Genomic DNA, 20,530 nt, shown 5'->3' on the forward strand with positions numbered 1-20,530 from the left:
GCACGAGCAATGAAGCATTTCTCAAGGATCTTTGCCGCAACGGCGCTGTCGCTGGCGGCGGCCCTTCCGGCCTATGCCGAAACGACGCTGACGGTTCACTATCCGATGCCAGGCTTCTTCAAGAACGTGATGGACACGATCTCGAAGAAGTTCATGGAAGAAAATCCCGACATCAAGATCCAGTTCGCCAGCCCGTCGGCGACCTATGAGGAGGGTATCCAGACCATTCTTCGCCAGGCCGGCACCGACGAAATGCCCGACATCACCTTCATCGGCCTCAACCGCCTGCGCATGCTCAACGAGCGCAACGTCGCCGTCGATCTCGGCCCGATGGTCAAGAAGGAAGGCAACATGGCGGAGCTCGGCTTCTCCGACACGATCCTGAAGCTGGCCCAGGTCAACGGCAAGCAGGTTGGCCTCGCCTTCGCCACCTCAAATCCGATCATGTATTACAATGCCGACCTGGTGAAGGCGGCCGGCGGCGATCCGGACAATCCGCCAAAGACCTGGGACGAGGTGATCGCGCTCGGCGGCAAGATCAAGGCGCTCGGCAACGGCGTCGACGGCATCGATTTCCGCTGGCAGAGCGATGACTGGATGTTCTCGGCGCTGCTGTTCGGCGCCGGCGGCAAGATGCTGAACGACGACGGAAGCAAGGTCGCCTTCAACGGGCCGGAAGGCGAGAAGGCGGTGGAGATCCTCGAGCGGATGGTGAAGGAGGGCGGCATGCCGGTCTTCACCAAGCCGGCTGGCGAACAGGCTTTCGCGGCCGGCAAGGTCGGCTTCGAGTTCCAGACCACCGGCGCCCTTGTCAACACGATCAAGAATGTCGGCGACAAGTTCACGTTGCGGACCGCCAAGATTCCGCTGATCGATCCGGTCAATGGCCGTCTGCCGACCGGCGGCAATGCCGTGGTCATCCTGACCAAGGATACGGCCAAGCAGGACGCCGCCTGGAAGTTCGCCAAATTCGCCGCCGGTCCCTATGGCGCCTCGGTCGTCGTGCCGGGCACGGGCTACGTCCCCAACAACGAGCTTGCGGCGAAATCCTCCGACTATCTCGGCGATTTCTACAAGAAGAACCCGCTCTTCCAGGCCGGGCTCAGCCAGATGCCGCTGATGGTTCCGTGGTACGCCTTCCCCGGCACCAACGGTGTGAAGGTCACACAGACGATCGTCGACAATTTGTCGCGGATCGTCGACCAGTCGGCGTCGCCCAAGGACGCGCTCGCCGACGCGGCGGGCGACGTCGAAGGCATGCTGCCGACGCAGTAAGGATCGCCACAGGCTTTTGCCTTCTCCCACGGGAGAAGGCGAGGTCCGGCGCTCACACAGGCTTGTAAACTCGCTCCGCCGTGTTCCAGAAGATATCAGCTTGTGCCGTCGGCCCATGTTTCGCCACCGCATCGCGGTGCGCCTTGATCAGCTCGGCGTGACTGGTCCAAAGCTTCTCGATCGGAAAGTTCGAGCCGAACATCAGATGGTCCGAGCCCAGAATGTCGATGGCGTTGTCGACGGTATAAGCGATCAAGGCGGGGTCCTTGCGGTGGACGAACGTGCCAAGACCTGAGAGCTTCGCGTAGAGATTGGGTGCCGCCGACAACGTGCGCAGGCCGCCTTTCCAGGCCTCGGTGGTTTCCTTGTCCATGCCGGTCAGCATACCGGCATGGATGAGGATGAAATTGGTTTCGAGATTTTCCCCAACCAATGTCAGCCCGTCCTTCATCTGAGCAGGGAAAAGCTGCAGGTCGAAGGACAGGCCAGACTGAGCGACAGGCACCAGAACGAATAAGGCTTCGACGCGCTCTCAGTCGCTGCGCCTGAAATTGCGGATGCGGTCGAACAGCACCGCCAGCAGGATGGCGCCGCCGATGAAGGTGCCTTGCCAGAAGGCGTTGATACCGAGCAGGCCAAGGCTGTTGCGGATCACCTCGATAAGCGCCGCGCCGACAATGGCGCCGAAGGCGGTGCCGACGCCGCCGGCCAGGTTGGCGCCTCCGATGACGGTGGCGGCGATCACCTGCAGCTCCATGCCGGTGCCGAGATTGGTGGTGACGGCGCCCAGCCACCCGGTCTGGATGATACCGGCAATGCCGGCCGACAGCGCCGAGATCATATAGACGGCGACCTTGATCTGCTTCACCGGGACGCCGGTCAGCGTCGCCGCGTGCTCGTTGCCGCCAATGGCGAAGATATGCCGGCCGAACTTGGTCCAGCGCAGGATGAAGCCGGTGATCAGCGCCAGGAGGATCATATAGAGCACCGGATTGGCGATGCCGAACATCCAGGCGCCGCCGCCGAGCGCCAGGAGCTTGTTGTGGTCCGGGCCGAACTGGAAGACGACCGTGTTGTTGGAGGCGACCATGGCCAGGCTGCGGGCAATGGACAGCATGCCGAGCGTGACCACGAAGGGTGGGAAGCCGAGATAGGCGATCAGAACGCCATTGAAGGCACCGATGGCAAGGGCAGTGGCGATCGAGGCCAGGATGCCGACCTCGATCGAATAGCCGGCGTGCATGGTCACGGCCAGCACCATCGAACACAGGCACAGCACGGACCCGACCGACAGGTCGATGCCGCCGGTGATGATGACGAAGGTCATGCCGAGCGCGACAATGGCGACGAAGGTGATGTTGCGGGTGATGTTGTAGAGGTTCTTCGAGGTGGCGAAGGCGTCGGTGGCGAACGACAGGAAGACGCAGGCCAGGATAACGGCAATGACCACCCAGAAGGTCTGGCTGGAGAACAGACGCGACAGGAAAGTGTGCTGCTTCTGCGCTATCGTCTGGTCAAGGGTGACTGCCATTATCGTTCTTTCCTGCCAGCGCCGATGCGTGCCGGCGTGGCGAAATGCGGTTTTTCGCCATCATGCCACCTGCTCGATGGCGCCGGTGATCAGCCCGGTGACTTCCTCGGGCGAACTGGACGCGATCGTCTTGTCAGCGACCTTGCGGCCGCGCCGCATGACGATGACACGGTCGGCGACATCGAAGACATCGGGCATGCGGTGACTGATCAGCACAACGGCAATGCCCTGATCGCGCAGATGGCGGATCAGGTTCAGCACTTCGGCGACCTGCCTGACCGAGATCGCCGCCGTCGGCTCGTCCATCAGCACGATCTTGGCCTGCGACAGCATGGTGCGCGCGATCGCCACCGCCTGGCGCTGGCCGCCCGACATCTGCTTGACCAGGTCACGCGGCCGCGTCTCCGACTTCAGTTCGGCGAAGAGCTGGCCGGCGCGCTTGTACATGGCGGCATAGTCGAGGATGCGGAACGGACCGACGCCGCGCCGCAGCTCGCGGCCGAGATACACATTGGCGGCGGCCGTCAGATTGTTGCACAGCGCGAGGTCCTGGTGGACGATCTCGATGCCGTGCTGGCGGGCTTCCGCCGGCTTGTGCAGGATCAGTTCCCTGTCGTCCATGCGCATGACGCCGTGGCTCGGCCGGAAATTGCCGGCGATCATCTTGACCAGCGTCGACTTGCCGGCGCCGTTGTCGCCCATCAGGCCGACGACCTGTCCGGGCTCGATCGACAGCGACACGTCATTGACCGCCTGGATGGCGCCGAAATGCTTCGAGATGTTGGTGAGTTCGAGAACCGCCACCAGCCTTTGCCTCCCCGTGCCTTGCCGCATGCCCATGGCCGGCGCAGCCTTTTTCGCTTTCCTCCAGCTCCTCCCGGAAGCAGCGATGCCGTCATTTACGCAAATGGCCGCGCGGGCGTCAATTGTCGGATGAATAGGAACCGGCAATTGTCAGATGAATAGTGCGATGCTGTTTTGAAAAATCCGTTTTGTAGGACAAATTGCAATTGACGTTGACGCTTCGCCGTTATTAGCTTGGCGCCGGAGGAAGACATGCCGTCTCCCTGACGCCATCATTGCCGGCGGGAGCGGCTGAAGATTATCGATCGTGCTGGCGATTGCCGGTCCGCTCGCATCTGAAAATGCTTATCGGCCTGGCTTGGTGGCACGAGCGCTCGCGCCTTTGTCATCTCGTATCCGGGCTGGTTCGTGTGGCGGGCACGCCGTGTCCGTCTGTTTCCAAGGGAGGACTGACATGAGGAAAACAGTTTTGCTCGCCGCCGTCGCCGCCATGGCGCTGGGCGCCGGGCCGGCTCTGGCCAAGAAGCAGGTCGTCATCGTGGTGAAAGGTCTCGACAATCCGTTCTTCGAGGCCATCCATCAGGGCTGCGAGAAATGGAACAAGGAAAACGCCAGCGCAGAATATGAATGCTTCTACACCGGTCCGGCGTCGACTTCGGATGAGGCAGGCGAGGCGCAGATCGTGCAGGACATGCTGAGCAAGCCCGATACAGCGGCGATGGCGATTTCGCCGTCCAACGCGCCGCTGATCGCGCAGACGATCAAGAGCGCCAACCCGACGATCCCGATCATGACCGTCGACGCCGACCTGACCAAGGAGGACGCTGCCCTTCGCAAGACCTATCTCGGCACCGACAATTATCTGATGGGCAAGAAGATCGGCGAATACATCAAGAAGGCCAAGCCGAAGGGCGGCACGATCTGCACCATCGAGGGCAATCCGGCTGCCGACAACATCCTGCGCCGCGCGCAAGGCATGCGCGACGCGCTGTCCGGCAAGGAAGGACTTGCGGCTTTGGCAGGTGAGGGTGGCTGGACCGAAGTGGCGGGTTGCCCGGTATTCACCAATGACGACGGCGCCAAGGGCGTGCAGGCGATGACCGATATCCTTGCCGCCAATCCCAAGCTCGACGCATTCGGCATCATGGGTGGCTGGCCGCTGTTTGGGGCGCCGCAGCCCTACCGCGACCTGTTCGGGCCGTTGAAGGACCGGATCGCCAAGAACGACTTCGTCATAGGCGCCGCCGACACGATCGGCGACGAGGTGGCGATCGCCAGGGACGGCCTTGTCACCGCGCTGGTCGGCCAGCGGCCGTTCGAGATGGGCTACAAGGCCCCGTCGGTGATGATCGATCTCATCAAGGGCACCAAGGTCGCGGATCCGGTGTTCACCGGCCTCGACGAATGCACCAAGGACACAGTCGACACCTGCATCCAGAGGTAGGTTTCGACTCCGGGGGTGCTCGGCAGCGAGCGCCCCCATTCTATCGAAGTCTTCAAGAAGACGCTGTGGTTTGGAGCCTCTGGCTCCGGCTTCGACGCGTCCACAATTTGGATTTTCGGCTACAGGATCGGCGCGCCTGCGTAGGTTCGGATCAATCCGGACGACAGCCGGCCGACTATTGGAACGTGGATGCCGCACGAGAAGGCGAAGGGAAAAGCCAGCCGGGCCAAGGCGCCAGCGGGTCGCGACCAGCTTGCCGTGCGCAGGGCGGATGCGGCGCACTTTCCCGGGTTCAGTGTTCATGCTTCGCTCGCCAGCGAGATTGGTCTCCGGATCGTGCGCGGCGACTATCCGCCCGGCAGCATCCTGCCCAACGAGGCCAGATGGGCCGAGACCTTCAATGTCAGCCGCTCGGCGGTGCGCGAGGCGATCAAGATGCTGATGGCCAAGAGCCTTTTGGCATCAAGGCCGAAGATCGGCAGCTGGGTCGAACCGAGGGAACGCTGGAACCTGCTCGACCGCGACGTGCTTGCCTGGTACGCCACGGCGCCCGATCGCGAAGCGTTCCTGCGCACCGTGCAGGAGTTTCGCCACATCATCGAGCCGGAAGCGTCCGCCTTTGCGGCCATGCGGCGCAGCGACGAGCAGATGGCCGAGATCAGCCTGGCCTGCCGCGAGATGGGCGAGGCGTCGAGCCTGCCGGAGCGCATCCGCGCCGACACACGCTTTCACCTCGCCATCCTGCGGGCCTCCGGCAACGACCTTCTGGTGCCGCTCGGCGTGCTGATCGAATCCGCGCTCGACCATCTCTTCGTCTTCACGACGCGGCAGGTCGGCGACCAGTGGCGGGCGCAGAAGCTGCACGAGGCCATCGAGAAGAACATCCGCCTGCAGCGTCCGGCGGCGGCCCGCAATGCCGTGCACAAGCTGCTCGCCGACACCGATGAGAGGATTGGAAGAGGGCGGCGGTGACCCAAGGCAGGTGGTGGAGGTGGCTCACGACATAGGTTGGCGCTGCCCCTCATCCGCCTGCCGGCACCTTCTCCCCGTAAAGCGACGGGGAGAAGGGGGCCAATCGCACCCTCTGCGCTTTTTTCAAAACGCCGACGATTGGCGAAATCGCAGATGACGGCGTCTTTCTCCCCGTCACTATACGGGGAGAAATGTCCGGCAGGACAATGAGGGGCAGCGCAGCCTTTGTTAGAAGTGTCAGCGTCCAGGCTCTCAAATCGTCTGTTTCTTGCCATCCTTCGTCGGCATCAGGTCGACGCCGTTGACCTTGCCGATATGGGTCGCCAGCATCGGCACGAACTGCTCGGCCGGACCTGTGGCGTGGGCGCCGGCGAAGGAATTCTTGGTGGCGTTGCCGAGCGGGTTGGCGATGCCGGCCGCACCCGCCATGGACTCCAGATAGGTCAGGTCCTTGAAGGCGTTGGCGACGGTGAATCTATGGGCGTCGCGGTCGCCCTCCAGCGTCCAGCGCATGAAGGTCTGGTAGAAGGGGCAGTCCATGCGGCCGTTGCGGATGACGCTGTCGAAGCGCGGCGGCGAGATACCGACCTTCTCGGCCAGTGCCAAGGCCTCGGAATAGATGGCGGCGTAGCCGAGCGAGATGAAATTGTTGAGCAGCTTCATGCGATGGCCATCGCCGGTGTCGCCGATATGGACGATGCGGCCAGCCCAGGTTTCGATCACCGGCTGCACCCTGGCGAAGACGGCGTCGGGCGCGCCGACCATGGCATCGAGCGTGCCTTCCCAGGCTTCCTTCGGCGTGCGGCTCAACGGCGCGTCGACATAGTCGATATCAAGCGCCTTGAGTTCGGCCGCAAGGGCCACGGTGGAGACCGGGTCCGAGGTCGAGCAATCAACGAGGACCGAGCCTTTCGTCAAGCCTTCCTTGAGGCCGCCGGGGCCGCGGATGATGGCTTCCACTTCGCGCGAACCGGTGACGCAGATGAACACGATATCGGATGCCGCTGCTACGTCGCGCGACGTCGACGCTTCCTCGGCACCTCGGCCCAAAAGGTCTTCCGCCGGCTTGCGGTTCTTGCGGCCAAGGAATGTCAGGGGATAGCCCTTGTCGACGATGTTCTTGGCGATGCCGTGTCCCATCAGGCCAAGGCCGATGAAGCCGATCTTTTCGCGCGCGGCGGTGGTGTTCATGTCATCCGTCCTGTTGGGATTATCGATAATTGCGCTGTCGTTTTAGCCTTCAGTGGTTGCGAAATGCAATATTGTCTGACAATAGACGGGAATTCCAGAGCCTGTGATGGAGACCAGAATGACGAAGCGCATCATGTTCACCGGCGGCAGCGGCAAGGCTGGACGCCATGTCGTGCAATATCTTGTCGAGCAGGGCTGCCAGGTGCTCAACATCGACACCAGGCCGCTCGACAATCCCAAGGTCCGCACACTGATCACCGACATCACCGACAGCGGGCAGGTATTCAATGCGCTGTCGAGCTATATGGGCCTGCATGAATTCGATCCGTCGCTGCGTCCCCAGCCGGTCGATGCCGTGGTGCATTTCGCCGCCATCCCGCGCATCATGATCACGCCCGACAATGAGGTGTTCCGCATCAACGCGATGGGCACCTATAACGTCATCGAGGCCGCGGTGAAGCTTGGCATCCGCAAGGTCATCATCGCCTCTTCAGAGACGACCTACGGGCTGGTTTTCGCCAACGAGCCGCGCAATCCAACGCATTTCCCGCTCGACGAGGAGTATGACGTCGACCCGATGGACAGCTACGCGCTATCCAAGATCGTCAATGAGAAGACGGCGCGTGCCTTCGCGCTGCGCAGCGGCAGCGATATCTATGCCTTGCGCATCGGCAATGTCATCGAACCGCACGAATACCAGTTGTTCCCGAAATGGTTCGCCGATCCGGGTTTCCGCAAGCGCATTGCCTGGAGCTATATCGATGCGCGCGACCTTGGCCAGATCACGCTGCGCGCCATCGAGAAGGATGGGCTCGGCTACCAGGTGTTCAACGCCGCCAATGACGACACCTCGTCGGACTTGCCGACGGCGGAGCTGCTGAAGCGCTTTTATCCCAGCGTGCCGGTCAAGGGCGAGCTTGGCGAATACGAGACGCTGCTCTCGAACCGCAAGGCCCGCGACATGCTCGGCTTCCGCCCGGAGCACAGCTGGCGCAAATATGTGAAAACGGCCTGAGCGAACGAGCAAACCGGGCTGGGTTGTGCATAGCGGCGGGCTTTGCGGCCCAACCGCCCGCGGGTGCTTGACAGCTTCCGCAAACCGGCCTTTCTGAAGTGTATGCGGGACGCAAAGCCGAACAAGGAAAAATCGCCGAAAAAGCCGACAGCCGCCGAACGGTCCTCCGGTGTTCGCCGGCCCGACGCAGCGCGGATTCCTGGCGCCAGCGTGCACACGTCGCTGGCGAGCGAAATTGGCCTGAGGATCGTGCGCGGCGACTATCCGCCCGGCACCATCCTGCCCAACGAGGCGAAGTGGTCGGAGACTTTCAGCGTCAGCCGCTCGGCGGTGCGCGAGGCGATCAAGATGCTGATGGCCAAAAGCCTGCTTGCCTCACGCCCCAAGATCGGCAGTTGGGTCGAGCCCAAGGAGCGCTGGAACCTGCTCGATCGTGACGTGCTCGCCTGGTACGCGACCTCGCCGGATCGCGAAGTTTTCCTGAAAACCGTGCAGGAGTTCCGCCATATCATCGAGCCGGAAGCGACGGCATTCGCCGCCATGCGGCGGACCGACGAGCAGATGGCCGAGATCAGCCAGGCCTGCCGCGAGATGGGGGAGGCGGCCAGCCTGCAGGAGCGCACGCGTGCCGACACGCGCTTCCACCTCGCCATTCTGCGGGCCTCCGGCAACGACCTTTTGGTGCCGCTCGGCGTGCTGATCGAATCCGCCTTCGACCATCTCTTCACCTATACGACTCGGGCGGTCGACGACCTGAATTACGCGCAGAAACTGCATGAGGCGATCGAGAAGAACATCCGCCTGCAGCGGCCGGACGCGGCCCGCGCCGCGGTGCGGAAACTGCTCGCCAACACCGACCACGTGATCAAATCACGCTAAGCCCGAACTGACCGCTAATCCTCTTTTTCGCGGCCGAAGGCCACGCGAAGTTCGTCCTTGGCGCGCTCGAGCACTTGTCTGCGTGCGGCGGGCAGGTTCTTGCCGGCGCGGTTGATGTAGAAATTCAGCATCGACATGGCGGACTGGAATGGTTCGGCCTTGCGGCGATGACTGTGTTCGGCCGAGCGCTTGAGCGAGGCGGCGATCTTCTTGGCATCGTCGGATTCGAAGATGTGATCCTCGAGATCCATCGCGTTGCTGTGCTCGGTCACTTCGGCCGACCATTTCTTCTTGGTTGCGGTCATGACGGGGCTCCTTTGCAGGGTTGCTGGTCGCAAAACTCCATGGATTGGCGTCGGTTCCCGCGTCCCGCCTGCTCTGGAGCCACCGATTTGCCCGCCGTGGCGCTGCTGTAGACCCAGAATGCGCCGATAGTGGCGGCAACGGCAGCCGACAGGAAACGCCTTGACCCGAACCGACTTGAGCCGGCCACTCCCCGGTATCGACAGCTCCTATGCCTGGATGCGGCTCGCCATCTCGATGCTGCTGGCGACGATCGGCGGCGTCGGCATGTGGGCCGTTGTCGTGGTGCTGCCCGCCGTGCAGGCCGAGTTCGGCATCGACCGCGCCGCGGCATCCATGCCCTACACCGCGACCATGGTCGGCTTCGCCGCCGGCAACGTGCTGGTCGGTCGGGCCATCGACCGCATGGGCTACTGGATGCCGGCACTGCTCTCGTCGGTCGCGCTCGCCGCCGGCTTCCTGCTCGCGGCGCTGTCGACATCGATCCTGCAATTCACCCTTGCCCAGGGGGTGCTGATCGGTGTCGGTACGTCAGCGATCTTCGGCCCGCTGATTGCCGACATCTCGCACTGGTTCAACCGTCGGCGCGGTGTCGCGGTGACCGCGGCCGCGGCCGGCAACTATCTTGCCGGGACGATCTGGCCGACCATCATGCCCACGCTGATGAAGGCGGAAGGCTGGCGTTTCACCTATGCGGCGATCGGTATCGTTTGCCTGGTGACCATGGTGCCACTGGTGCTGATGCTGCGGCGCGGCGCTCCGGAAGTGGCCGCCGCCGGTTCGCCAGGAAGCCGGCTGGTGCAGCCGATCTCCCTGTCGCCCGCGGCGCTGCAGGTGCTGCTGGTCGTCGCCGGCCTGGGCTGCTGCGTGGCGATGTCGATGCCGCAGGTGCACATCGTCGCCTATTGCATGGATCTCGGCTACGGCGTGGCGCACGGCGCCGACATGCTGTCGATCATGATGGCGGCGGGCGTCGTCAGCCGGCTTGCCTCGGGCTTTGTCGCCGACCGGATCGGCGGTGTGAAGACCCTGCTCATAGGCTCGGTGCTGCAGTGCCTGTCGCTGTTCTTCTACATCCCGTTCGACGGGCTCGCTTCGCTCTATGTCGTCTCTCTGGTCTTCGGCCTGTCGCAGGGTGGCATCGTGCCTTGCTACGCGATCATCGTGCGCGAATACATGCCCGCCAGGGAAGCCGGCCAGCGCATCGGCATCGTCATGATGGCGACCATCTTCGGCATGGCGATCGGCGGTTGGATGTCGGGCTGGATTTACGACCTGACCGGCTCCTACGCCGCCGCATTCCTGAACGGCATCGCCTGGAATCTGCTCAACATACTGGCCATGGTGCTGGTGCTCTGGAAGGCAAAGCACAGGACCGCCGTAGCGGTCTGAGGCAAGGGAGGGGCGTGGCCCTCGATCGCCTCGGCTTGACAATGGCCAGTCGCTGAGCGACGCCAGAGGCCAAGGGGCGCGGCAGCAGGCCGGTGAGATGACGACAGCTGGAATGATCGTATTGCAGGCGCGCTTCGGCGGCCATGCGCACGGGCCATGGCCTTGATCAAGCCGCGCTCGCGCCGCGGAGGCGGCCGCCCGACCATAGCGGACGTCGCGCGCAAGGCCGGCGTCGGCGCCATCACCGTGTCGCGCGCGCTGCGCGAGCCGGAACGGGTCAGCCAAGATTTGCGCCGCCAGATCCAGGCCGCTGTCGACGAACTCGGCTATGTGCCGGATCCCAATGCGCGGGCGCTTGCTTCGGCCCGCGCCGAGGTGTTCGGCGTGCTGGTGCCGTCGCTTACCAACAATGTCTTCGCCGAGGTGGTGCGCGGCATCTATGACAGCCTGTCGGACAGCCCGTTCCGCATCCAGCTTGGCAACACGCATTATTCCGGGCTGGAGGAAGAACGGCTGCTGCAGGTGTTCGGCTCCCAGCGGCCCGCGGCGCTGATCGTGGCCGGCATCGACCAGACGCCAGCCTCGCGAAAGCTGTTAGAGACTGCCGGCTGCCCGGTGGTGCAGGTCATGGAGACCGGGCCCGATCCGATCGACATGATGGTCGGCTTCTCGCATCTCGACGGCGGCAGGACGGCGACCGAACATCTGATCGAGGTGGGGTATCGCCGCATCGGCTTCATCGGCGCGCGCATGGATCCGCGCTCGCAGCGGCGTCTGGCCGGCTACCGCGGGGCGATGGAGAAGGCCGGCCTGTTCGATCCGCGTCTGGTAACGACCACGCCGGTGCCGTCCAGAGTATCGCTTGGCCGCGAACTGTTTCGCGATGCCCTGGCCAAGATGCCGACGCTCGACGGCGTCTTCTGCAACAATGACGACATCGCACTCGGGGTGCTGTTCGAATGCCACCGCGCCGCGATCGGAGTGCCGAACACAATCGGCATCGTCGGCTTCAATGATCTTGACATGATGCAGGTCGCCTTTCCTTCGATCACCAGCGTCCGCACCCATCGTTATGAAATCGGCAGGCGCGCGGTCGCCATGGCGCTGGCGGCGATCGCCGGTGACAGGCCGCAGGAGCGGATCGTCGACCTCGGCTTCGAACTGAAACGGCGCGAGAGCACGGCACGCTGAATACGCTTTCGAGAACGCCCCCGAATGGTGCTTTACATGGCGTCATGGTAGCGCTACCATTATTCCTGAACAGAGTGTTGAGCCTCAGGCGCCAAGTCTGTTTATTATACATAAACAACAGCTAAAGCCTGTTTATTATGGATAATATGAAGGGGCCAGCCGGAAACGCGGAAATTCCATAAAACTGAAACGACAAATCAGAACTGCAATCGGGAGGATTATCGATGATCAAGTCACTTGTCGGTGGCATCGTTGCCGCCAGTGCGTTCGTCATGCTCAACTCGGCCGCCATGGCCGCCGGCCCGGAGATCGTCTCCGGTCCCGCCGCCCAGGCCGACTGTTTCGCGCCGTGGAGCGCGGACACGAAATTCTTCAAATATCCGAAGAAGGAAGGGCCGTACCGCATCGCCTTCGCCAATGGCTATATCGCCAACACCTGGCGCATCCAGATGGTGCAGACGGCCAAAGCCTATGCGGCGCAGCCCGACGTCAAGGCAAAGATCAAGGAATTCAAGGTCGTGTCGACCGGAGAGGATGTGCCGGCGCAGATTTCGGCGATCAACAATTTCATCGATTCCGGCTATGATGCCATTGTCACCGACGCGCAGAACCCGACCGCTTTCGGCCCGGTCATCAAGCGCGCCAAGGAAGCCGGCATCGTGCTGGTCGCCTTCGACAACATCCTCGACACCAAGGACGCCATCAACGTCAATGTCGACCAGAAGGGCCTTGGCGAATTGTGGGCCAAATGGCTAGTCGAAAAGGTGCCGAATGGCGGCAAGATCCTGGAAGTGCGCGGGGTGGCCGGCACCTCGGTCGACACCGACCGCCACAACGGAATCCACGAAGTGCTGGATGCTTCCGGCAAGAAATGGGCCGTCACCGAAGTTGCCGGTAAATGGGATGACGGCGTGGCGCAGAAGGTGACCGCCGACGCGATCGCCACCAACGGTCCGTTCGACGGCATCACCGGCCAGGGCGGCGACACCGGCATCGTGCAGGCGATGATCGACGCCAAGCATCCATTCGTGCCGTTCGGCGGCGAGACCGAAAACGGCTTCCGCAAATTCTGCGCGGCGCATTCGGCCGACGGCTTGAAGTGCACCTCCGCCGGCTCCGGCCCGGCCCAGGTCGCCGTCGCTATCAAGACGGCCATCGCGGCACTCGAAGGCGAAGTGGTGCCGCAGGAGGTGAAGCTGCCCCTAGCTGTCGCCACGGATCCGGACATGAAGGAAGGCACGGATTACTTCCCGAAAGAGTCGGACAACTTCTTCGTCGGCAATTCCTTCCCGACCTGCGGCATCAATTTCAGCGCCCAGGAAATCATGGGGCAGACCAAGGAAAACCAGTAATCGCTGGCCATCGTCTGGCGCCGCGGCTCACCCCTCGGCGCCAGCCTGCAATCCCATGATCGCCCTGGAGGGTTGATGGACGGTGCGGCTCCTCTCTTTCGCATGGAAGGTATTTCCAAGCGCTATGGCGGCGTGCGCGCGTTGGAAAAGGCCGAACTTTCAGTCGAGGCCGGCAGCATCCATGCCATCCTCGGTGAAAACGGTGCTGGCAAGTCGACGCTGATCAAGGTCATGGCCGGTGTCGTGGCGCCCGACGAGGGCCGCATGCTGCTGGACGGGCGCGAGGTGACCTTCGCTTCGCCAGGTGCGGCGAACAGAGCGGGCATCGTCTGCATCTTTCAGGAACTGTCGCTGATCCCCGAACTCAGCGTCGCCGACAACATCGTTATTTCCGATCCGCCCAAACGCTTCGGCATGATCGACCGCAAGGCGCAGCGCCGCATCGCCGAGGACGCGCTGGCGCGCGCGGGTGCCGGTGACATCCATCCGCTGGCGGTGGTCAAGGACCTGCCGCTATCGCGGCGGCAGATGGTGGAGATTGCCAAGGCATTGGCGCGCAAGCCGCACATCCTGATCCTTGACGAAGCGACCTCGGCGCTGACAGCCGGGGATGTCTCGAAGATATTCGGTGTCCTGAAACGGCTGCGCTCGGAAGGGCTCGCGCTGCTCTATATCTCGCATCGCATGAACGAGATCGCCGAACTCGCCGACCAGTGCACGGTGTTCCGCAACGGCCGTAACGTCGCCAGCTACAAGGCCGGCTCGAAGAGCGACAATGAAGTGGTCGAGCTCATGATCGGCCGCGAATACAGCCACATTTTCCCGCCCAAACTGCCGGCGGCTCCGGCCAGCGCCGCCCCTAGGCTTGAGGCGCGCAAGCTCGGTTGGACGGACCGGCTGGACAACATTTCGCTGAGCGTCAGGGCAGGAGAGGTGGTCGGGCTTGGCGGCCTCGACGGCCAGGGTCAGCGTGAATTGTTGCTCGCCTTTTTTGGCGTGCTGCGCGGTCTGTCCGGCCAGATCCTGATCGACGGCAAGCCCGTGGCGATCACCAGTCCCGCTACGGCGCGCGAGGACGGCATCGGCATGGCGCTCATCCCCGAAGACCGCAAGACCGAAGGCCTGATGCTGCCGATGACGGTGCGCGAGAACCTGTCTTTCGCCTCGCTCGACCGGCTGTCGAAGGGCGGCATCATCGACCGCGCCGCCGAACAGCGGCTGATCGACGATATGGTGAGCCTGCTGGCGATCAAGACCGCCGGTCTTGACATTCCGGTCGGCGCGCTGTCGGGCGGCAACCAGCAGAAGGTGGTCATCGCCAAATGGCTGATGCGCCAGCCGCGCATCATCCTGCTCAACGACCCGACGCGCGGCATCGATGTCGGCACCAAGCAGGAGATTTATCAGCTGATGCGCAAGCTGGCGGATGCCGGGGCGGCGATCCTGTTCTATTCGACATACTATGACGAGCTGATCGGCTGCTGCGACCGGGTGCTGGTGCTCTATGACGGAGCGGTCAAGCGCGAACTGGTCGGCGCCGAGATCACCGAGCGGGCGCTGATATCGAGCGCGCTCAACATCCATGGCGAGGAGAGCCCGGTGGGCCTGGGAGCGGAGGCGTGAAGGATTGGCGCTACTGGCTGGCCGAGCAACGTGGAACGCTGCTGGCGCTCGGCATCTTTATTGCCATGTTCGTCATCTATACCTCGAACCATCCGGCCGGCTTTACCCCCAATGTCGTACAGACGGCGGCGAACAAGGGCGTGCTGCTTGCCTTCGTCGCCATGGCGCAGACACTGGTGGTGATCACCGCCGGCATCGACCTGTCCGTCGGCATGATTTTTCTCCTAACCAACTGCCTGGCTTCCTGGCTTGTGGTGGGCACTCCGATCCAGACGGCGCTTGGCGTGCTTGCCGTGCTGGCGGTCGGCCTTCTGTGCGGCGCCATCAATGGCGCCATTGTCATCTACGGAAGGCTGCAACCGATCGTCGCCACCATCGCCACGGGGGCGATCTATTACGGTATCGGCCTCCTGCTGCGGCCGTTTCCGGGCGGTTCGGTCAATGAGGACCTGGCCGATGCGCTGACGGGCCGCGTGTTCGGCGTTGTGCCGGCTAGCCTTGTCGTGCTGCTCGCCGTCGTGCTGGTGATCTGGGTGCCGTTCAGCCGCTCGGTGCTTGGTCGCGCGGCCTACGCGGCGGGGTCCTCGGAAACGGCGGCCTATATGTCGGGCGTGCCGATCCGTCGCGGCAAGTTCGCCGCCTACACGCTGGCCGGGCTGCTGGCCGCGATCGGCGGGCTGTTCCTCACCTTCTTCACCTATACGGGCGAGGCGGCCTATGCCAGCGGCAACGCCTACACGCTGTTCTCGATCGCCGCCGTGGTGCTGGGCGGCGTCTCGCTGTTCGGCGGCAAGGGCAGTGCCGTCGGGGCCATTTTCGGCGCGCTTGCCTTCCGCACGATCGGCGATTTGTTGTTCGTCTTTGATTTCGATCCGCTCTGGCAGCCCTTGTTCCAGGGCATTATCCTGCTGGTCGCGGTCAGCCTCGGCGCCTTCGCCCTGTTTCGGGTCCGCAACCGGCTGGAGTGGTTCCTGTGAGCGAAACGACGCTTGGCGGCATTGCCGGCCGCATGCCGAAATTCATCCGGTGCGCCGATCCGGCGGTGCTGACGGCCTTTGCCTGCATTGTGCTGCTGCTGTTGCTGGGCAGCCTCTATTCGCGCAGTTTCCTGTCGCCTGAATATCTTTTGCAGCAGCTCAAGGTGGCCTCGTTCCTGGGCGTCATCGCGACCGGCATGATGCTGGTCATCCTGCTTGGCCAGATCGACCTGTCGGTGCCATGGTCGGTGGCGGCGGGAGCGATGATGGCCTGCGCGGCCGCGGCCTACGGTCCGGCCGGCGTGGCACTGGCCATCCCGTTCGGCATCTTCTGCGGCGTGCTGATCGGCATCGTCAACGGCATCGGCGTCGCCTATCTGCGCATCCCCTCGATGATCATCACGCTCGCCACCAACGCCGTCGCGCAAGGGCTGATGGTCGTCTATACCGGCGGCTTCTCGCCACAAGACTCGGCCACGGGCGCCATGCGATATCTTGCGACAGGCTTTACCATTCCCGGCGTTCCCAACGCGGTCATCATCTGGGCGCTGATCGGTGCGGCGATGGTGTTCGTGCTGACCCGCACCGGCTTCGGCCGCACCGTCTACGGCATCGGAAACCGCGAGCGCGCGGCCTATCTCTCCGGCGTCGATACGCGGCGCGTGGTGATGATCGCGTTCGCCGTCTCCGGCGGGCTCTCGGCCTTCGGTGGCGTGCTCCTGGCCGGCTACGCGTCCAAGGCGGCACAATCGATGGGCGACGCCTACCTGCTGCCGTCGATCGCCGCCGTCGTGCTGGGCGGCACCTCGATCCTGGGCGGGCGCGGCTCCTATCTTGGCACCGTTGCCGGCGTCATCCTGATCACGCTGCTGCAATCCATCCTGTCGGTCATGCAGATGCCGGAAGCCGGACGGCAGATCATCTATGGCGTCGTCATCGTGGCCATGCTCTTGCTTTATGGCCGCGCGCCGGCAAGCCGCTGACAGTGGATGAAGAGGCAGCACAGGCGCCGACGGGCGCTCCCGGCTCGGCGCCTCCGGCCATCGTGGTGATGGGCGTCGCGGGCTGCGGCAAGTCGGCCGTCGGCACTGCGCTGGCCGCTGCGCTGGGTGCGGCCTTCATCGAAGGCGACGGACTGCACCCGCCTGAGAATGTCGCCCGCATGGCACGCGGCGAGCCGCTCACCGACCAGCTGCGCGAAGGCTGGCTCGATGCGATCGGCGAGCGCATCGCGGCGTCGGTTGGCAAGGGGCAAGGCGTGGTCGCCGCCTGCTCGGCGCTGAAGTGGGGTTATCGCGCTCGCCTGCGCCGCTTTTGCCCCGACATCGTCTTCCTTTATCTGGAGATCGATCCCGCCACCGCCAGGCGGCGCGTCGGCAACCGCAAGGGCCATTTCATGCCGGCGAGCCTTGTCGACAGCCAATTCGCCATCCTCGAACCGCCTGGGGTGGAGGAACGCGCATTGACGCTCGACGCGACGCGCCCGGTCGACGAACTCGTCACCGACGCGGTCCGTTCGATACGCCGATCATGAGGCTTCTTCGGCGCCGATGCCGACGCTTGGAGCCGCCTCTGTCAGCCGCTGGCGCCCGGACCAGGACATCATCTGCTCGGGGCAATGTTTCAGAGCCTGCAGCAGACAGTCGCGCTTCAGCAGGATGTAATGCGCCTGCAAGGCAAGGTTCTTCGCTCCGTCCCTGGCTGGGTCTGTCGCCGATGTCGCCGGCAGCAGTTCGGGGCTGATCAGGGCGCGGTAGTCGCGGAAGGGAACCGCCTCGAAAGTCGACATGGCAAACAGCGGCGTCTTGCTTCTGGCGGCGAAATTCGCCGGTGCCGAGGCCAGGTGCGTCCAGCCGCTCTCGCCCATGGCGGCCTCGGTAAAGGTCGAGCCGGCATGGATGGTGTTGGTCATCAGCACAACGCCGTTCTGCCTCAGGATCTTCTGGATGCGGATCGTGACCTGATAGGCGTCATGGCGATCGAAGATGATCCGGCTTTTCAGGAACCGGTTTTCGACACGGACCATCGCCGGGTTGAGGAAGCGCAGGCCGAAAGGCGTTTCCGACACGCCATGCGTGTTGACGCTCACCTGATGCGCTTCGATGCCGGCCTCATGCAAGGCGCGCTTGCCGATGATGGTCTGGGCGGTGAACTGATCACACCAGAGGATGGCGCCATGGCCGCGCCGCAGGGCGGCCTGCAGCCCGTCGAGCCCTTCCAGCCGGACCACAGGTGACCAGCGTCTGGCAGCCAGATGCGCGGCAAGCTGCAAGCGGCGGCGATGGTGGGCGGCGAGCAAGGCTTCGAACAGCTTGCGCGCGTCGATGCTGTCGCCAAGCACTGCGCGCACGGCGCCGGCATAGCCGGAAAAGTCCTTGCGCATATGGCGCTTCAGGCGAAGCCGGGACGCCCGGTCGCAGATCGATGCCCACCAGCGCACCGGCAGCATCGCCGCGACCGCCAGATAGAAGACGGCAAGCAGGCTTTCGCGAAAATCCCGGTTGGAAAAGCGACGCAGCCGGCCGGGATGAACCAGCTTGCGGCTGAAGAAGCGCACATCCTCGGCATATTCCGGGACAAAGATGTCGGCGATGATTTCAGTGCGAAAGCTGGCAGCCGATGGCTGCTTGCGGGCGGCTTTTCGGGATTTCGTAAACCTCGGCAGCTCATCCACCGGCTCTAGATCTGGGATGTCAACTCGACCGGAAAATCATCATTGTCGGCATCGCGCATGGCGGCGAGGCTGCGATTGTCCAGCACCTCGGCGATTGCCTGGCGCACTTCCAGCATCATGTGCCGGACCTGACAGGTGGCCTCGTCGCAATCCTCGCAGCGCTGATATTGCGTGCGGCTGGCGCAAGGGATCGGCGCCAGCGGCCCGTCGAGCACGCGTACGACGTGGCCGATCTTGATCTCGGAGGCGGGGCGGGCGAGGCGATAGCCGCCTTCCTTGCCCTTGCGGCTTTGGACGAAGCCGGCATTGCGCAATTCGCCCAGGATGGCGTCGAGGAATTTCTTCGGGATGTTGTTGGCGACGGCAATGTCGTTGACGAAGGCCAATTGGCCAACCGGAAGGCTGGAAAGATGCACGAGGGCCTTGAGGCCGTATTTGCCCTTTTTCGTCAGCATGCCCAAGTCAACCCGCTAAAACCCCAACCACCCCGCATCTGGCGGCTGTTTGTGTGTAAATGATGACGCTTTTCCCGCGCGCTGCCGTTTCGCGACAACAAGTCGCCGGATGGCACGTTAGGCACAAACGCGTTGATTCTTTGTAACGTTTTGCATTGCGCCGGCAGAATCCCGGCCGGACCCGGCTGCCGGCCCATAAACGAAAAAGCCGGCAAAGTGCCGGCTCTCTCCGCGTCGCAGTGCTGCAGCTCTCAGCGGCTGCCATAGGCCTGGTCGAGCAGGCCGCCGGCGGCGAAATGCTCTTTCTGGATATTGCCCCAACCGCCGAAAACATCTTCCACCGTCAGCAGCCGAACATCGGGGAAATCGGCCTTGTATTTGGCGGCGACGGCGGGGTCGCGGGCCCTCAGGCCATTTTCGGCGGCTATGTCCTGGCCCTCTGGCGTGTAAAGGAAGTCGAGATAGGTCTTGGCCAGATCACGCGTGCCGTGCTCGTCGGCGACCTTGTCGACGATCGCCACCGGGAATTCGGCCAGCAGGCTGACCGAGGGCGTGACCTGCTCGAATTTGTCGTTGCCATATTCCTTGCGGATGCCGCGTGTCTCGGACTCGAACGTGATCAGCACGTCGCCGATCTCGCGCTGCACGAAGGTGGTGGTCGCGGCGCGCCCGCCGGTGTCGAAGATCGGCACGTTGTTGAACAGCTTTGTGATGAACTCCTTCACCTTGGCGTCGTCGCCCTTGAAGGCTTCCTTGGCGTAGGCGGTCGCTGCCAGATAGGTGTAGCGCGCATTGCCGGAGGTTTTCGGGTTGGGGAAGATCACCTGCACGTCGTCGCGCACCAGATCGTTCCAGTCCTTGATGTGTTTGGGATTGCCGGCGCGCACCAGGAAGGACGGCAGCGAATAGAAGGGCGAGGCGTTGTCGGGGAAATCTTTCTGCCAGTCGGCGGAGACCAGACCTTTCTTGACCAGGAAATCAACGTCGGTGACCTGATTGAAAGTGACGACATCGGCGCCAAGGCCTTCGGCGATGGCTCGCGCCTGGGCCGAGGTGCCGGCATGCGACTGGTCGACGGTGACGCCGGGATGTTTCTCGATGAACGCCTTGTTGACCTGAACGAACAGTTCGCGGCCGACGTCATAGGAGGCGTTGAGCAGCTTGTCGGCCGACCAGGCTTGGGAGGATGCGAGGAACAGGCCGGCGACTGTTGCGACGCCGAGGAAAAATCGCTTCATGAAAACAGGCTCCGGATGCAATGCGTGTATGGCTCACACCATAGCCGGGGTGTGGAGCGCCCGACGAGGCATGCGGGGAGGCTCTGCGCCCGGGCCGTGAGAAAAGACGTGGGCGAAACAGCGTCTGATTGGTATTTCGTTCCAACCAGCCGGTCGGGCGGTCTCGCGCATTGTATTTGCTTTTTTATGCATATACATTTGGCATATGCAAAGG

19 protein-coding genes and 1 pseudogene are annotated in these 20,530 nt (G+C 63.4%); 12 read left to right on the plus strand and 8 right to left on the minus strand.

All coding sequences use genetic code 11. From position 1 onward, the window contains the following. Positions 1-9 precede the first annotated feature (9 nt). Positions 10-1,275: an ABC transporter substrate-binding protein gene (locus FJ548_RS19060; protein WP_140778668.1), complete on the plus strand. Its 1,266-nt coding sequence runs from the start codon at positions 10-12 to the stop codon at positions 1,273-1,275. A gap of 52 nt (positions 1,276-1,327) precedes the next feature. On the opposite strand, the pseudogene FJ548_RS19065 reads toward FJ548_RS19060, so the two are convergent. The 3 genes and pseudogenes from FJ548_RS19065 to FJ548_RS19075 form a co-directional block, all read right to left on the minus strand. Beyond that, positions 1,328-1,762, minus strand: a pseudogene (locus FJ548_RS19065) (amidohydrolase family protein); the annotation flags it as partial. 45 nt (positions 1,763-1,807) lie between these two features. Continuing rightward, positions 1,808-2,806, minus strand: coding sequence for an ABC transporter permease (locus FJ548_RS19070; RefSeq protein ID WP_140778669.1), 999 nt, complete (start codon positions 2,804-2,806; stop codon positions 1,808-1,810). 60 nt (positions 2,807-2,866) lie between these two features. Next, complete coding sequence (locus FJ548_RS19075) at positions 2,867-3,610, minus strand: ATP-binding cassette domain-containing protein (protein ID WP_140609134.1); 744 nt, start codon at positions 3,608-3,610, stop codon at positions 2,867-2,869. Between the two features lie 454 nt (positions 3,611-4,064). Between FJ548_RS19075 and FJ548_RS19080 the strand changes: the two genes are divergently transcribed. Then, entirely contained in the window at positions 4,065-5,054 is a 990-nt protein-coding gene (locus tag FJ548_RS19080) for a sugar-binding protein (protein WP_140695131.1), read from the plus strand. A 189-nt stretch (positions 5,055-5,243) separates the two neighbouring features. Continuing rightward, positions 5,244-6,026: a FadR/GntR family transcriptional regulator gene (locus FJ548_RS19085; RefSeq protein WP_140695134.1), complete on the plus strand. Its 783-nt coding sequence runs from the start codon at positions 5,244-5,246 to the stop codon at positions 6,024-6,026. Between the two features lie 252 nt (positions 6,027-6,278). Here FJ548_RS19085 and FJ548_RS19095 read toward each other — a convergent pair whose 3' ends face one another. After that, on the minus strand, positions 6,279-7,217 hold the full coding sequence (locus FJ548_RS19095; RefSeq protein WP_140778670.1) for an NAD(P)-dependent oxidoreductase: 939 nt from the start codon (positions 7,215-7,217) through the stop codon (positions 6,279-6,281). A 118-nt stretch (positions 7,218-7,335) separates the two neighbouring features. Between FJ548_RS19095 and FJ548_RS19100 the strand changes: the two genes are divergently transcribed. Further along, on the plus strand, positions 7,336-8,232 hold the full coding sequence (locus tag FJ548_RS19100; protein ID WP_140778671.1) for an NAD(P)-dependent oxidoreductase: 897 nt from the start codon (positions 7,336-7,338) through the stop codon (positions 8,230-8,232). Positions 8,233-8,334: 102 nt separating this feature from the next. After that, positions 8,335-9,111, plus strand: coding sequence for a FadR/GntR family transcriptional regulator (locus tag FJ548_RS19105; RefSeq protein WP_140609002.1), 777 nt, complete (start codon positions 8,335-8,337; stop codon positions 9,109-9,111). Between the two features lie 14 nt (positions 9,112-9,125). On the opposite strand, the gene FJ548_RS19110 is transcribed toward FJ548_RS19105, so the two are convergent. Continuing rightward, entirely contained in the window at positions 9,126-9,416 is a 291-nt protein-coding gene (locus tag FJ548_RS19110) for a DUF3175 domain-containing protein (protein ID WP_140609000.1), read from the minus strand. 160 nt (positions 9,417-9,576) lie between these two features. On the opposite strand from FJ548_RS19110, the gene FJ548_RS19115 reads away from it, so the two are divergent. From FJ548_RS19115 to FJ548_RS19145, 7 genes are all read left to right on the plus strand, one after another. Continuing rightward, entirely contained in the window at positions 9,577-10,806 is a 1,230-nt protein-coding gene (locus FJ548_RS19115; RefSeq protein ID WP_140766416.1) for an MFS transporter, read from the plus strand. A gap of 156 nt (positions 10,807-10,962) precedes the next feature. Further along, complete coding sequence (locus FJ548_RS19120) at positions 10,963-11,997, plus strand: LacI family DNA-binding transcriptional regulator (protein WP_181168845.1); 1,035 nt, start codon at positions 10,963-10,965, stop codon at positions 11,995-11,997. 224 nt (positions 11,998-12,221) lie between these two features. After that, complete coding sequence (locus tag FJ548_RS19125; protein WP_140608996.1) at positions 12,222-13,349, plus strand: sugar ABC transporter substrate-binding protein; 1,128 nt, start codon at positions 12,222-12,224, stop codon at positions 13,347-13,349. A 75-nt stretch (positions 13,350-13,424) separates the two neighbouring features. Continuing rightward, positions 13,425-14,972 (plus strand): sugar ABC transporter ATP-binding protein, encoded by a 1,548-nt coding sequence (locus FJ548_RS19130; RefSeq protein WP_140778672.1) that lies wholly within the window; start codon positions 13,425-13,427, stop codon positions 14,970-14,972. Then, on the plus strand, positions 14,969-15,949 hold the full coding sequence (locus FJ548_RS19135) for an ABC transporter permease (protein WP_140778673.1): 981 nt from the start codon (positions 14,969-14,971) through the stop codon (positions 15,947-15,949). Before FJ548_RS19130 ends, FJ548_RS19135 begins: the two co-directional genes overlap by 4 nt. Then, the gene (locus FJ548_RS19140) at positions 15,946-16,932 is read left to right on the plus strand and encodes an ABC transporter permease (RefSeq protein ID WP_140778674.1); all 987 of its coding nucleotides are present in this window, start codon (positions 15,946-15,948) and stop codon (positions 16,930-16,932) included. The genes FJ548_RS19135 and FJ548_RS19140 overlap by 4 nt, the downstream gene beginning before the upstream one ends. Before the next feature lie 2 nt (positions 16,933-16,934). Continuing rightward, positions 16,935-17,483 carry a gluconokinase gene (locus FJ548_RS19145; RefSeq protein WP_140778675.1) on the plus strand — a complete coding sequence of 183 codons (549 nt, stop codon included), beginning with the start codon at positions 16,935-16,937 and terminating at the stop codon, positions 17,481-17,483. Here the strand turns inward: FJ548_RS19145 and FJ548_RS19150 are convergent. From FJ548_RS19150 to FJ548_RS19160, 3 genes are all read right to left on the minus strand, one after another. After that, the gene (locus FJ548_RS19150) at positions 17,478-18,623 is read right to left on the minus strand and encodes a hypothetical protein (protein ID WP_181168846.1); all 1,146 of its coding nucleotides are present in this window, start codon (positions 18,621-18,623) and stop codon (positions 17,478-17,480) included. The genes FJ548_RS19145 and FJ548_RS19150 overlap by 6 nt on opposite strands. 5 nt (positions 18,624-18,628) lie before the next feature. Next, on the minus strand, positions 18,629-19,078 hold the full coding sequence (locus FJ548_RS19155) for an Rrf2 family transcriptional regulator (RefSeq protein ID WP_023768256.1): 450 nt from the start codon (positions 19,076-19,078) through the stop codon (positions 18,629-18,631). Positions 19,079-19,329: 251 nt separating this feature from the next. Further along, the gene (locus FJ548_RS19160) at positions 19,330-20,316 is read right to left on the minus strand and encodes a sulfate ABC transporter substrate-binding protein (protein ID WP_140778676.1); all 987 of its coding nucleotides are present in this window, start codon (positions 20,314-20,316) and stop codon (positions 19,330-19,332) included. Between the last annotated feature and the right edge of the window lie 214 nt (positions 20,317-20,530).

It is taken from the genome of Mesorhizobium sp. B2-4-17 (assembly GCF_006441275.1).
GTDB lineage: Bacteria > Pseudomonadota > Alphaproteobacteria > Rhizobiales > Rhizobiaceae > Mesorhizobium.

Excerpts from the sequence above, each read along its gene's own strand:
- FJ548_RS19060 (WP_140778668.1), top strand. The coding sequence starts at position 10 with ATGAAGCATTTCTCAAGGATCTTTGCCGCAACGGCGCTGTCGCTGGCG.
- FJ548_RS19070 (WP_140778669.1), bottom strand. The coding sequence starts at position 2,806 with ATGGCAGTCACCCTTGACCAGACGATAGCGCAGAAGCAGCACACTTTC.
- FJ548_RS19080 (WP_140695131.1), top strand. The coding sequence starts at position 4,065 with ATGAGGAAAACAGTTTTGCTCGCCGCCGTCGCCGCCATGGCGCTGGGC.
- FJ548_RS19085 (WP_140695134.1), top strand. The coding sequence starts at position 5,244 with ATGCCGCACGAGAAGGCGAAGGGAAAAGCCAGCCGGGCCAAGGCGCCA.
- FJ548_RS19095 (WP_140778670.1), bottom strand. The coding sequence starts at position 7,217 with ATGAACACCACCGCCGCGCGCGAAAAGATCGGCTTCATCGGCCTTGGC.
- FJ548_RS19100 (WP_140778671.1), top strand. The coding sequence starts at position 7,336 with ATGACGAAGCGCATCATGTTCACCGGCGGCAGCGGCAAGGCTGGACGC.
- FJ548_RS19105 (WP_140609002.1), top strand. The coding sequence starts at position 8,335 with ATGCGGGACGCAAAGCCGAACAAGGAAAAATCGCCGAAAAAGCCGACA.
- FJ548_RS19110 (WP_140609000.1), bottom strand. The coding sequence starts at position 9,416 with ATGACCGCAACCAAGAAGAAATGGTCGGCCGAAGTGACCGAGCACAGC.
- FJ548_RS19120 (WP_181168845.1), top strand. The coding sequence starts at position 10,963 with ATGGCCTTGATCAAGCCGCGCTCGCGCCGCGGAGGCGGCCGCCCGACC.
- FJ548_RS19125 (WP_140608996.1), top strand. The coding sequence starts at position 12,222 with ATGATCAAGTCACTTGTCGGTGGCATCGTTGCCGCCAGTGCGTTCGTC.
- FJ548_RS19130 (WP_140778672.1), top strand. The coding sequence starts at position 13,425 with ATGGACGGTGCGGCTCCTCTCTTTCGCATGGAAGGTATTTCCAAGCGC.
- FJ548_RS19155 (WP_023768256.1), bottom strand. The coding sequence starts at position 19,078 with ATGCTGACGAAAAAGGGCAAATACGGCCTCAAGGCCCTCGTGCATCTT.
- FJ548_RS19160 (WP_140778676.1), bottom strand. The coding sequence starts at position 20,316 with ATGAAGCGATTTTTCCTCGGCGTCGCAACAGTCGCCGGCCTGTTCCTC.